Consider the following 12,885-nt stretch of genomic DNA (forward strand, 5'->3'; position numbering starts at 1 on the left):
TCGAAGTTGGACGGAATGACTAGAACGCTCGTGCCGCGCGATGTCAGCGAGGAAGTGATCGAAAGCCTGCAGGTCGGCGACCATCTCAACAACAGTCACAGCACACGTGCGGGACTGTTGGGCTTCGTCGCCTTGATCATCGGCTGCTTGCGACTCACCCGCAGACGACTGACGATCGATTCCGACCTCATCCTCGTCGTCGCCAACCCCGTCGCACATGGCGAGCGGTTCTCCGGCGAGATCGCGTCCGTGCTCCGCCGCCGCAGACGTGCTCAGGTAGTCACTGATCGGGCTGTCGCAGCAGAGTCGCTGGCGGTGGACGTCGACTTTCCCGGCCTTGGGCTCAGGGCACTTTCACGACACGCAACGGTTCGTGCAGTCTGGTTCGCGTTGAGGTGCAGGGCACGCACTCCACGTGCTGCGTTGGCTCGAATCGACGGAGCATTGGCATGGCGTGAGTTCCTTTTCCTCGCGCAGGCATCCCGGTACGAGCTCGCGTTCCGAGCGCTATCGAAGTCAACGGAATCACTCGTAGCGCTCACCGACTTCGACCGCGCGGCATATTCGCACCCCCTCATCTGGGTCGCGAACCAGTTCACGCAACGGACCGCTACCTTCTTTCATGGGTCTCCGAGCCGGAAGAATTACTTGCCAGTGGTCGCAAAATTCGCGCTGGCTTGGGGAGAGGCTCAGCGCGATTGGCTAGCGAGCGAGTCGCCGACCACCTCCACTCACATTGTTGGGCGCATCGACCTCGTTCGCCGAATGACAGACTCCACACCGCCCCGCGACCTGCTCATCTGTCACTCCGCAGAGACGCTCGATGCGAATGAAGAGAACTCGCTGCGCAAGATCCTTGAAGCAGCCACGAGCATGGGGCTGCGCACGACACTTCGAGTGCACCCTTCAACGCCACCCGAATCGCTGCAAGGCGCGTGGCGACGGCTCGCAACGAGCGTCGACCTGGTTTCGAGAGGAACAGACTCGCTGAGCACGGTGGCGGGCCCCTCAGCAGTCGTGGTCGTCGTTGGCTCGTCATCCCTCGTCGACGCGCTCCTAGCGGGCTCACGCGGCGCGGTGGTCGCTAGCCCTTCCCGTGAACTGCCTTGCGACGTCCAATTCGTTCGACTTACTCAACCACCTGACCTCGTCGACTACCTGCTCGCGCCGACGGCAACTAAGAGCGCAGAATTTGACCAACTCTCAGCCTCCATCGTCGCCAACACCGGCGACGACAGCCGTGAGGCTCTCGACACGTTCGTTCAGAGATTCACGAAACGCTGATTTTCTGGAGCACGTGAGCACAGAGCGCTTACTGGGGCGATGATCCGAGGGGCTCGGATAGGAAATCTCCGCCGAATGAGCGCGCGAAGTCTGCCGTGAGATGTTCGGTGTCGAGGTAGGCGGGTATGCCGCCAATCACCGCGTAGCAGGTGGTCACGTCGCAGAAGACGTTCGAGTAGTCAATGAGTGCGAGTCGGCTGCTGTCGATCTGGGACACGGCCAGCTCCATCGGGCTAGGCGACGGGAGGCGAGGGACCGTGCACGTCTCGCCCGAGTTCCCTGACGTTGCGATGCACTGCGGCACGGAATCGGCAAAAGTGGGAGCGTCTTTGATGACGATCACCTGTTTCCCCGCGTCGAGCCAGGTCTGCCATGCCGCCGCGTAGCCCTGGCCGCCGTCGGGGACGCCCTCTGCCGTGGAGTAGCTGCGGTCACGGTTGGAGGCAATGACAACATCGATATCGGGACTCGACGCGACGACAGCCACGACCTCCTCCCGCCATTTCAAACACGCGGATTGGTGGGCGGGGATGTGATCGCTGGCGCCGACAATTCCGCGGTCTAGAGTCACCGGGCATGCGGAGTTCAAGAAAGTTGTGACCCGGATGCCGTACTCGCCTGCGATTGCATCCAGTGCCGTGGACCACATGCCCGCATGGGAGTCGCCCACCAGAGCGACATTAATGTCCTGCTCGCCCTCCGGCACGCCGAAGGAGCAGTTGAGGATGTCGGGGTTGCCACGCAACTGCAAGCAGACCGAGCCGTTTGCAACTGAATCATCCTGGACACCCCACGTGGCCAGGACAGTCGACGGATCGTCGATCTGATGAGAGTCCGGGCAGGTAGAACCCGAGAGGGCGGCTTGGGCACCGAAGCACTCATCGGGTGCAATCGCTCGAGCATGCATAGTTTGCGCCGACGACATCGCTTGACTCGTGATCCGGTTTGCCAGGGGAATGGTCGCAAAGAGCAGGAGCAGCACAGAGGCGGCTGACAGCGCCAGGACAATCCGCGGACTGCTGAGCACGGGCTGCTGTGACAACCGGACGGGGTCCTCGATGAACCGTTTCGACAGGTAAGCGAGGAGCAAAGTCACACCGAGGATCATGAGCTTGTCCTTCGCGGTGATCTCGCGATCAAGCATGAAAGGTGCGACGACGATGAGTGGCCAGTGCCAAAGGTAGACAGAGTAGGAGATGCCCCCGAGGAACTGCACGGGCCCTAGGGATGTGATCCCGTTCGGCGACCAAGAGTGCTTGATGTCGCCGATCCAAATCAGCGTCGATGTCGCGGCCACGGGAACCAATGCGAGCACCCCAGGGAAGCCGCTCTGGGCATCGAACGTCCAGGCGGCGAATGCGATCGCGCCCCATGCGGCCCAAGCAACCGGGATGAGCCACAGCTGAAGTCGCGCAGAGGCAGCGGGGACGAACGCCAACAGTCCACCAGCCGCGAACTCCCACGCCCGGCCCGTCGTCTCGAAGTAGGCAGCGTTGCCAGTGGACGCGGAACTGTAGATGCCCCAAGCAAGCGAAGCGGCGAAGACGGCTGCCAAAGCCGCAATGATTGCCGCCGTCCGCACCGCTCTGGATCGGCGCCGCGTCAGGCCAATACCGGCGAGGATCAGCAGCGGCCAAACGATATAAAATTGCTCTTCAACAGAGAGCGACCAGTAGTGCGTGACCGGTGATTGCGCAACGTCGTGCGCGAAATAATCCATCGATGTCGCGGCGAGGATCCAGTTCAGAATGTACGCCCCGGCCGCACCGATCTGATTGAACGACTGCCGTTGACTCGTGAGTGGAAGCCACACGGCAGTCAGCACGACGGTCACCGACAGGACCACTAGGGCCGCTGGAAGTAGACGCTTTGCCCGACGCGCCCAGAACTTGGCAAGGTTGATTCGACCCGACGTGTTGGCGTCTCTGACGAGGTGCGCAGTGATCAGGTAACCCGAGATCACGAAGAAGACATCGACACCGATATATCCGCCTGTCAGGCGTTCCGGCCACAGGTGATTCAGTAGGACCAGCCCGACGGCGACGGCGCGCAATGCCTGAATGTCGAGTCGAACGGGGCTTGGTTGGGCGGCCTGCTTGGTCGACGCACGGGCTTGCGTTGCTGTCATTGATCTCTCATGTCTTACGCCCGATGTCCGCGCCCGTCACTCGGGGTTCGGACGGGCTGGCAACCTCGGGGCGACCGTGTCGGTGGGCACGCGCATCCCTTCTCGGAAGCTCTTCTGCCTCAGTTTCCAGGCGGTCCAGCTGTCCCGTCTGAGCACCAGTCGCGCCAACGCCCATGCCTGAATGTAGAGCAACGGCATCCACCGTTTCGCGCGCGGGGTGTATTTCCGGGCGATGAGCACCCAGTTCCTCGAACGCCACCGAATGAAGAACGGCGAGTCCGGACCACCCGTGAGGCTGCTTGCCTTGTGGATGACTGTCGTCGCCGGTGTAAGCCAGAACTGGTATCCGGCATCCACCACTCTGACCGCGAAATCGATGTCGTCGTAGTAAACGAAGTACACGGGATCCATCAGCCCGATGTCGTGGAGAACACGCGGATTCACGAGGAGGCTGCAGGTCGATGCGTATCCGACCGGCATGAGTTCGATGTGTACATCTGCGATCGCCCCTCCCGCGGAGGAATGCGTGGGCTTCATCCCCAACGCGCGGTTGATGTCTCCCCCGGCGTACCACACCGACCCCGGCGGATCAGTGGCTTCAATGAGCGGCGAGAGGAGATCGATCGAGTTGGCGCTTGCGACCTGAACCAGGGTCGCGACAGCGTCGGGAGGAAGGATCGTGTCGTTGTTGTGGAACAAAATCCAGTCGACCCCATCGGCGATTGCCTGTTCGGTCCCCTGGTTGTTGCCGACGGCGATTCCCGTGTTCTCACTGTTGGCGATGGTTGTGATCGGCAACTTTCCGTCGTACTGCTCGACTATTTCCAGAGTTCGGTCCGCCGAGGCATTGTCAACGATGTACACGTGCAAGTTCGCACCGACCTGCGCCACGAGGCTATCCAGGAAGTCCTCGAGAACCTCTGCGCTGTTGTACGTGACGGTGACGATACCGACCTTGGCGTGTTCAGAAATCATTCGTACTCCTCGGCTGTGCGGGGTGATCAACGATGCGCGGTGGCGAAAGATGGTGGAGCACGTCAGAGGCGCGAATCTTGCGTTCTGCGTCGCCAGCGCAAGACAAAAAAAGCTACGAAAGCGACCGAACTGCAGAACGCGAGGATGCCAACCACCGGAGGGGGCGAGAGGAACGCCAGCGCGATGCAACACGCGCTGGCGGCTACAAGAAAGCCAATCGAACCCGATAGCCGCGGCAGGTCGTACCCGGACGTGCGCGCAAGCAGAATAGCCGCAACGGATTGCAGGCCGTAGAACAGAGGTAGCGCGAGCGCAAAGAGTCGCAGGTCGTCAACGCCAGTCACATGAAGGACAAGATAGACAACCGCAAGTGCCACTGCAACAGATGTGGGAGTGGTCAGGGCAAGGGGCCAGGTACGACCGCGCAGGAACACCAGATGTACATGAGCGAGGTACACGACCATGAACGATGCGCCCGCCGCCGCGACCAATGAGGGAGGCAGGATCGATGCCCCTGCGGCTCCACCGATGAAGAATGCGAGGAGCGGTGCGACAGACGCGTAGCCAGTTACGAGTACCAGGCAGAGCATCGAGACAAGCCAAGTCGTCTCAGTCAGCACTCGTTTGCGGTCGTCGTCGGGCGTGCGGTAGATCAACGGCGCCCACGCGTTGTTGAACGCACCGATTACCACCATGGGCGCTGTGCCGAGCAGGAGTGCGAGTTGCAGGGCACCGGCAGACGCGACGCCAACGACACTCCCCGCGGAAACGACGAGCGTGACCGTCAGCACAGAAGTCGCCATTTGATGAGGGAGGGTGGGGAGACCGATCCAGAGTGAGCGCCGTATCTCGGCAGCTACGATCACTGGGCGGCACAGGCGCACGACCCCGAGGAGGGCGATGAGCCCAACGGTAACGTGCGCAATCGCCATCGGCCAGAGATAGCGAGCCGCCGAAGCTTCTCCACCCAAGATGAAAATGAGACCGCTGAGTGGCGGGAGTATTGCCGCCATCATCCCCAAAAGCACAAACTCACGCACGCGGTCGACTCCCCTGAGGAATGACTGTGCGAGCATCACGATGCCAAGCCCCACGGAAGACACGACCGGCGCAATGAGGAGCGCGGGGCTTTGCCCCTCAATGACCAGACCGGCCCACCATCCGGACGTCGCGGCGGCGAGTGCGCCGAGAAGGATCGCGCCCACGGCCCCGACCAAAGTGAGACCCGACGCACCAGCCGGACCGCTGCTTCCAACGATCGCGTGCCGGGTGATTGCTGCAGGGAAACCAAGTGACACAATGACGAGCCCGACCTGATACAGCGTGATGCCGATGCCGACAACACCATACTGGTCGGCGCCCAAAGCGCGGACGACGAAGGGCGTGACCGCAAAGGTGCTCAAGATTGGGGCCACCGTTGCGATGACATATGCGGACCCCGATTTCGCCAACACCCCGGTTACGCCAGTAGAGCGCTGGGGCGACTCACGCGTCACGATATTCGCCCACCGGATTGGCCCATCCTCCTGCGACTCATTGCTCGCTACCGAAGACTCGGGCGTGAATTTCTGGATGCTTGCGGCGTGCCGCCCACCGCCCGAGAAGAAACTCGGGATACCGCCGATAGAACTTGGCCATCGACGCGAGTTCGCGCCGCCATGGAGCCAACCTGAACCCTGTCGTCTCACGCGCCCAGCCGTGCACAAAACGGGCGCCGGGCACCAGGAGCACGGGCACCCGCGCATTCCACGCACGAAGGCAAATGTCCTTGTCCTCGTAGTAGAGGAAAAAGTGGGCATCCCAGGCGCCGAAAAGATCTAGTGTCTCGCGCATAGCAAAGACCGCAGCGCCCATCACCCAGCAGACGGGGCGCGGCTCGTCATCCTGCGCAACAAGCAGATAGCGGGGATCTCCGCCCCGGAGCCGATTCCGGACCTTTGACGAAAGGAATGGGTAGCCGCGACCATTGGCTTGCAGTGCCCCGTCGGGATACTCCAGTTGGGGCGCAACAACTGCATTCTCAGCCAGTGCCACAGCCCGCAAAGCCGGAAGCTTCTCGAAGTCGACGCGCAGATCGGGATTGACAAACCCGATGAAGCTTCCATTCGCCGCGCGCAGCCCCAGGTTGTTCGCATAGGAGAAGCCTCGATTGACATCGTTTCGGATGACCCTTGCGCCAAGGCGCTTCGCAATGCGCAATGTGTCGTCAGTAGACGCGTTGTCGACCACAATCCACTCGATACCGGTATCCGGGGTATTGCCCGACCAGTAGTCTTCGAGCGCACGACCGCTGTTGTGGGTCACGGTGATGAGAGTGCACCAGGGACCGTCGTCGATTTGTTCGTCCACATCGATCCTTGATCTCTCGCTGCGCAGCTAGTCGCACCCCACCGGGACATCCTATGTTGTTGACTGCAATCCACTCGGTAGATGGCGGCGCCAAGCCTGCGGACAGTGCGGCGACCTTTCCGGTCTGGGGGTCCCGGCCGAGGGTGGGGCCGACCGCCGGGTCGGATCCGCAAGTGCCAAGATGGTCAGATGATCCGACGGTCCACCTCTCCCGCAAGCAGGCCTTCCCTTACCGCCGGCCGAGCGAGTAGCGAGTGAGCCCCTCAGCCGACGAGAGATGGCTCGTCACCGGCGCATCGGGGTTGTTGGGGGCAAATGCGGTGCTCGATCTTGCCGGATCTCGGCGAGTGGTTGGCGCCGCTCGACGGATGCGGAAAATGGGAGGAGTTCAACCGTTGGCGGTCGATCTCTCATCGCCGAGCGAGCGGATCGGCCTGGTGGAAAGAAGTAGAGCGGATGTCATCCTGCACACCGCCGCGGTGTCGTCTATCGAGGCTTGCGAACGTGATCCCGACCTCGCGCGCGAGCTCAACGTGCGGGCGGCGAAAGACCTGGCCGCGCAGGCGCGCGAACTGGGAGCCCAGTTCATCCATGTGTCAACCGATGCAGTTTTTGACGGCAAGCGGGGCGGGTACGTCCCAACAGATACCCCATCCCCATCCACCGAGTACGGTCGGACGAAGGCGGACGCCGAAGCCGCCGTCCTCGATGTGTATCCTGCTGCAATAGTCGCTCGCGTAAACTTCTACGGCTGGAGTCCCTCACGCAGCCGCAGTCTTGCGGAGTTTTTTTACAATCGACTCAGTCGCGGCGAGAACGCTCCCGGCTTCACCGATGTGACGGTGAGCACGATGTATGTGAGAACCCTGATCGACCACCTCATCGCGCTTCAAGGTGCAGGTGCAAGTGGGATCGTGCACGCCGTCAATGATCAACCAACTACGAAATTCGACTTCGGCGTGACCCTTTCGCGTGCATTCGGCTTTGACCCGGGAAGGGTCGTCCGCTCGACGTCGAGTGAACATCTATCGATAGGTCGAGGCTCCAATCTCACCCTGAACACGGATCGCCTTCACGAGATCATCGACGTCCCAAACACCACGCAGGAATCCGATCTCCAACGACTTGCCGAGGACGCGAGCTCTGGACGGAGGACGGCCCTATCCGCTTTCAGCCCCGAGGAGAAGAACCCGTGAACATGAAGATCGCAGACCGCGACATAGGGCTCGATCACCCCACCTACTTCGTCGCCGATATCGCTGCTAGTCACGACGGGAGCCTTGAGCGCGCGCTGGACTTGATTCACCTCGCTGCAGAAGCCGGTGCAGACGCGGCAAAGTTCCAGAACTTTACGGCGAGGGAGATCGTCTCCGATCGAGGATTTCGTGAGCTCGGTGCGAAGCTGAGCCACCAGTCCACCTGGAAGAAGTCCGTTGTTGAAGTGTACGAGGAGGCATCGATCCCACACGCGTGGACGCCACACCTCAAGCGGGCGTGTGATGAGGCCGGTATCCACTTCTTCTCCGCTGCGTACGACCTGGCGGCCGTTGACATGCTGGACCCTTTTGTCCCCGCCTTCAAGATCGGGAGCGGCGATATCGATTGGCTGGAGGCCATCGAGTACACCGCGGCAAAGGGAAAGCCGATCCTGCTTGCGACTGGTGCAGCGGACCTTGACGATGTCGTCCGCGGTATCGACGCAGTCCGGAAGTACACCGACCAGCTCGTCCTCATGCAATGCAACACGAACTACACCGCGTCGGTTGAGAACTTCCGATACCTCAACTTGAACGTGCTGAAATCGTATGGAGTGCTCTTTCCGGACGCGGTACTCGGACTGTCAGACCACACGCCCGGCCACGCCTCAACACTCGGCGCGATCGCGCTGGGGGCCAGAGTGATCGAGAAGCACTTCACTGACGACACGGGACGCGACGGCCCCGACCACAAGTTCTCGATGGACCCCACCTCGTGGCGCGAAATGGTGCACCGATCGCGGGAGCTTGAACTTGCGCTCGGCGGCACCCTGAAGAAGATCGAAGAGAACGAGCTCGAGACCAGAGTGGTTCAGCGCCGTGCAGTCCGAGCACGCGAGGCACTGCCTGCCGGGCATGTGCTCGTGCGCGGCGATCTCGCGGTGCTACGGCCTGCGGCGCCAAACGCGGTTCCTGCCTCACAGGTTCGTGAACTGTTGGGACGAACACTGACGATCGATCTGGAAGCCGACAGCGCCATCCGTTGGACTGATGTAGCGGGACAATGACTCGGGTTCTCTATTTGAGCGACTCGGACGGCGGTCACGATCGACGATTCGTCGATGCCTGGCGCAGTTCCGGTATGGACGTGTCAGCCCCGGACCTCCGCGGCGTCCAAGACTCGAGTGGCGCGCTCCTTCGAGAGATCGAGGATTTCGCTCCCGACGTGACACAAGTCGGTCCGCTGACTGGCCGGTCTGCGGAACTCGTTCTTAAGCACTGGAATGGCCCTTTGATATCGACGTCCTGGGGATACGACCTTCTACTCGATGCTGAAACCTCGGAGCGTGCGCGCGAAATCGCCATCAAAGCGCTGGAGCTCGCCGACCTCGTGTTCGTAGACAGCGTTGCAACGAACGAAGCAGCAGTACGAATCGGCGTAGATCCAAGGATCATCGCCACTTTTCCCTGGGGTCTCGATCCGGAGTGGCTAAATCTCCCGGCACATCGGCCCCTCGGACCCGATCCCACCTTTCTCTCAATCCGCCGACATGACCCGATGTACCGCGTGGAAGATGCACTCGAGGCCTTTCTTGCTATCGCGCCCAGCTACCCACAGTCACAACTGGTGATTGCCGGGAACGGCTCACTCACCCCAGGTCTGGTGGAGCGCGCCATGTCGAGCAGGTCGGCCGCACAGGTGAGATTTGTCGGTGAATTGTCCCCTGCAGAGCTCCGGCAATGGATGGCTGACGCTGATGCCTATGTCTCGGCGTCAGTCGTCGACGGAACGTCCGTTTCATTGCTTGAGGCGATGGCAGCCGGATTGCCGGTAGTCGTTTCCGACATCCCCGGGAACGCGGCATGGGTGGGAGAAGCGACGGGACACACTTTTCCGACCGGAGATGTCCACGCTCTTTCGCGAGTTATGAACGACTTCTGCACGCAGTCGTCGGGCTTTGCAGAGGACGCCGCCCGTCGAGCGTCGCAGGCCACACTTGCTATTCGCGAGAACGCGAACTGGCAGCAGACAAGCACGCGGTTTGCGGAGTATGCGCTTCGAGCGATCGAATCTCACGAGAGGAAACGAGATGGGCGGGCTGCTAGTGATTCAGGCCAGGCTGGGGAGTAGTCGGCTGCCGGCGAAAGTCCTAGCCGACATCGATGGCCGAAGTATGTTGCAGATGGTCATCGAGCGTGCTGGGCGCGCACACAGCGTCGACGAGATCGTGGTAGCGACCACAACGGATTCGTCGGACGATGAGTTGGTCCAGAAAGCTCAGGAATACGGAGCAGACGTCATCCGTGGCGACAGCTTCGATGTGCTTGCCAGATTTGGCACGGTGCTCGATGCGTATCCTCTGGCGGACCCGATCGTACGAGTTACAGCAGATTGCCCCTTCATCGATGCGGCGATCATCGATCGGCTCCTCGATCTGCAAAAACAGACAGGCGCGGACTACGTTTCCAATAGGCTGCCTCCACCGTGGAAACGGACGTCTCCCGTGGGTCTCGATGTAGAAGTTGTCCGACGAGAGGCGTTGGAGATCGCGATCAAAACAGCTACAGACGACCATGATCGCGAGCACGTGATGCCCTATCTCTACCGCCACCCCGACCGGTTCTCTATCGTCGTCGATGACCTCGAGTCAGATCTTTCGACCTATCGCTGGACCGTCGACACGCCGGAGGACCTTCAAGCTGTCCGCGAGATCGCCCATCGGCTCGGGCCCGAACCATTCGGCTGGATGGATGTACTCCGGGTTGCATCCAACAACCCTTGGATAGCGGAACTGAACGCTACTGTGACCCAAAAAGCTGTGCACGAGGTCGATGGCCGATGGGAACGACCTGTTCGATAGACACCCTTCCGAGACCACCGCAGGCATAGCGACCGACGCACGACCGGCGGTTCGATCGGCTCACGAGGCTCGATAGGATTCTGTCTGGGTGACTCACCCAGAAGAGCCTCGCAAGATGCTCCCGCCAATTCACACATACTCGCAGCGACGATTGGCCCTCCACGCGTGTCCATACTTCACGGGTCTAGCATCCTCATCACAGGAGGCACCGGGTCCTTCGGCAAGGCGTTCATCCGCTACGCGCTCGATAACCTCAATCCTCGTCGGCTCGTCGTCTTTTCACGCGACGAACTCAAGCAGTACGAGGTTCGCCATCTCTTCAATGACGATCCTCGTCTTCGCTGGTTCATCGGCGACATCCGCGATGAACGAAGGCTGGCTCGCGCGCTCCATGGTGTCGACCACGTGGTGCACGCTGCGGCGCTCAAGCAAGTGGATACGGCCGAATACAACCCCTTCGAGTTCGTCAAGACCAACGTTCTCGGAAGTCAGAACGTGATCGAAGCGTCTATCGATGCGGGCGTCAAGAGAGTGGTTGCACTCTCGACTGACAAGGCTTCCAGCCCGATCAATCTCTACGGTGCGACCAAACTGACCGCCGACAAACTGTTCATCACGGGCAACCACTATGCGGCGGCCTACGAGACACGCTTCGCAGTGGTTCGCTACGGCAACGTGATGGGATCCCGAGGATCCGTGATCCCCTTCTTCAGGAAGCTTGGGGAGCAGGGCAAACCCCTCCCGATCACCGATCTTCGTTGCACGCGGTTCTTCATCACCTTGCCTCAAGCGGTAAAAATGGTGGTGGACACTTTCGACTTCATGCAAGGCGGAGAGCTCCTCGTCCCGCGCATTCCTTCAATGAGGGTCGTGGACCTCGCTCACGCAGTAGTTCCAGGTGCAGAACTGGTGGATGTCGGGCTACGTCCTGGCGAGAAGCTCCACGAAGAGATGATCAGTCCCGAAGAGGGGCGACGAGCCGTCGTGGTCCGGGACGGCGATTACTTCGTGATTCAGCCAGATATTGCGTCCTGGGGCTATTCGGCTCCGATCGGATCCACTCCCACGCCCGACGGATTCGCCTACAGATCCGACAGCAACGATGAGTGGTACACGCAGGAACAGATCCGCACAATAATCGAGGCTGAGCTCTAGGGAAGATCGCTGCAGGGCGACCTGCGTGGACTTCTACGACGGCGCGACGCCGACTGAGCGCTCCCACAGTGCCCGTGCGACGACCTTTTCGTCGCGCGCGTACACAGCCGCCCTGATCGCAATGGCGACGAAGGCACCGAGGTAGCCGCCAATGGTGTTGGCTGCGACATCCTGAGCGGTCGCGAAGCGCTCCGACAATATCGCGTACTGCGTGAGCTCGATCGCCGCCGAAAAGGCGGGAACGACCAGCAATGCCGTCCACCAGAACCGGCGCGGGAGGGCGAGCGCGACGAAGAAACCGAGCGGGAGGAACATCAGGATGTTCGCGGAGAATTCGAGTTTCGAGTAGCCGAACCACTCAGGGATCCCGTTCCGGTGCAGAACTCCGAGCAGACTGTTAATCGCCGATTCATATCCTCGGTCGAGCGGGGTAGGCGACATCGTGGCCCACACCACGATCGCGAGATAGACAGTCAATCCCGCGAACGCGAGAACCGACCGCAGCCGACTGGGCGGCGGGGGTGCCGGCCGCGTTGCATTCGAGGTTGAGCCACCGGTGGTCTGGACGCCATACACGTTGGACACGCCTTCTCCCCTGGTCGACCGCCCATGCTGTGCGGCGACAAGATCCCACGGTCATGCGGACTCGCATCGCTGCCGCTTCGACCGTACCCCGGGGCGCGCAGACATTTGTGGGAGTATTCTCAGAACAGTCTTGACCGACTGTCAGCTGAGAAGGTTCCAGGGGGGATCAGATTTTTCCTGACGACGACGGAGCCGGCAACTTCACTCAGTCCAGCGCGGGGTGGGCGAGTTCTTCACCGTCGTTGACGGCCAACGATTCCCGAGTGCGTCGGCCATCGCTGGACTCGCTGTGGACTCCGCGAATCGCCGCTCAGGTTCCCACGTCGACGAGTATGGCGCGGTCTGTCGGCGA

11 protein-coding genes are annotated in these 12,885 nt (G+C 61.2%); 6 read left to right on the forward strand and 5 right to left on the reverse strand.

The features are described from left to right. Positions 1-15: 15 nt before the first annotated feature. On the forward strand, positions 16-1,284 hold the full coding sequence (locus C2868_RS10290) for a hypothetical protein (protein ID WP_103663251.1): 1,269 nt from the start codon (positions 16-18) through the stop codon (positions 1,282-1,284). A 28-nt stretch (positions 1,285-1,312) separates the two neighbouring features. Here the strand turns inward: C2868_RS10290 and C2868_RS10295 are convergent, their stop codons facing one another. From C2868_RS10295 to C2868_RS10310, 4 genes are all read right to left on the reverse strand, one after another. Continuing rightward, positions 1,313-3,412, reverse strand: coding sequence for an acyltransferase family protein (locus tag C2868_RS10295; RefSeq protein ID WP_103663252.1), 2,100 nt, complete (start codon positions 3,410-3,412; stop codon positions 1,313-1,315). Between the two features lie 36 nt (positions 3,413-3,448). After that, on the reverse strand, positions 3,449-4,387 hold the full coding sequence (locus C2868_RS10300) for a glycosyltransferase family 2 protein (RefSeq protein ID WP_103663253.1): 939 nt from the start codon (positions 4,385-4,387) through the stop codon (positions 3,449-3,451). Between the two features lie 62 nt (positions 4,388-4,449). After that, entirely contained in the window at positions 4,450-5,790 is a 1,341-nt protein-coding gene (locus tag C2868_RS10305) for a hypothetical protein (protein WP_146048040.1), read from the reverse strand. A gap of 130 nt (positions 5,791-5,920) precedes the next feature. After that, positions 5,921-6,736 (reverse strand): glycosyltransferase, encoded by an 816-nt coding sequence (locus tag C2868_RS10310; protein ID WP_181003427.1) that lies wholly within the window; start codon positions 6,734-6,736, stop codon positions 5,921-5,923. A gap of 254 nt (positions 6,737-6,990) precedes the next feature. Here C2868_RS10310 and C2868_RS10315 point away from each other — a divergent pair, with 254 nt between their 5' ends. The 5 genes from C2868_RS10315 (at position 6,991) to pseB (ending at position 11,948) form a co-directional block, all read left to right on the forward strand. Beyond that, a complete protein-coding gene (locus C2868_RS10315) occupies positions 6,991-7,932 on the forward strand; it encodes an SDR family oxidoreductase (protein WP_103663256.1) in 942 nt (313 codons plus the stop codon). A gap of 2 nt (positions 7,933-7,934) precedes the next feature. Next, complete coding sequence (locus C2868_RS10320) at positions 7,935-8,999, forward strand: N-acetylneuraminate synthase family protein (RefSeq protein ID WP_103663257.1); 1,065 nt, start codon at positions 7,935-7,937, stop codon at positions 8,997-8,999. 14 nt (positions 9,000-9,013) lie between these two features. Further along, positions 9,014-10,063, forward strand: coding sequence for a glycosyltransferase (locus C2868_RS10325; protein WP_181003428.1), 1,050 nt, complete (start codon positions 9,014-9,016; stop codon positions 10,061-10,063). Beyond that, positions 10,023-10,793, forward strand: a complete 771-nt coding sequence (locus C2868_RS10330) for a cytidylyltransferase domain-containing protein (protein WP_181003429.1) — start codon at positions 10,023-10,025, stop codon at positions 10,791-10,793. The genes C2868_RS10325 and C2868_RS10330 overlap by 41 nt, the downstream gene beginning before the upstream one ends. Before the next feature lie 165 nt (positions 10,794-10,958). Further along, positions 10,959-11,948, forward strand: coding sequence for a UDP-N-acetylglucosamine 4,6-dehydratase (inverting) (gene pseB, locus C2868_RS10335; RefSeq protein WP_103663259.1), 990 nt, complete (start codon positions 10,959-10,961; stop codon positions 11,946-11,948). 33 nt (positions 11,949-11,981) lie between these two features. On the opposite strand, the gene C2868_RS10340 is transcribed toward pseB, so the two are convergent. Continuing rightward, positions 11,982-12,425 (reverse strand): VanZ family protein, encoded by a 444-nt coding sequence (locus C2868_RS10340; RefSeq protein WP_181003430.1) that lies wholly within the window; start codon positions 12,423-12,425, stop codon positions 11,982-11,984. Between the last annotated feature and the right edge of the window lie 460 nt (positions 12,426-12,885).

This window comes from Microbacterium sp. CJ77, assembly GCF_002911615.1.
Taxonomy (GTDB): domain Bacteria; phylum Actinomycetota; class Actinomycetes; order Actinomycetales; family Microbacteriaceae; genus Microbacterium.

What these genes read in the sequence shown, in the direction of transcription:
- C2868_RS10300 (WP_103663253.1), bottom strand. Translation starts at nt 4,387, where the DNA reads ATGATTTCTGAACACGCCAAGGTCGGTATCGTCACCGTCACGTACAAC.
- C2868_RS10330 (WP_181003429.1), top strand. Translation starts at nt 10,023, where the DNA reads ATGGGCGGGCTGCTAGTGATTCAGGCCAGGCTGGGGAGTAGTCGGCTG.
- C2868_RS10320 (WP_103663257.1), top strand. Translation starts at nt 7,935, where the DNA reads ATGAAGATCGCAGACCGCGACATAGGGCTCGATCACCCCACCTACTTC.
- C2868_RS10290 (WP_103663251.1), top strand. Translation starts at nt 16, where the DNA reads ATGACTAGAACGCTCGTGCCGCGCGATGTCAGCGAGGAAGTGATCGAA.
- C2868_RS10295 (WP_103663252.1), bottom strand. Translation starts at nt 3,412, where the DNA reads ATGACAGCAACGCAAGCCCGTGCGTCGACCAAGCAGGCCGCCCAACCA.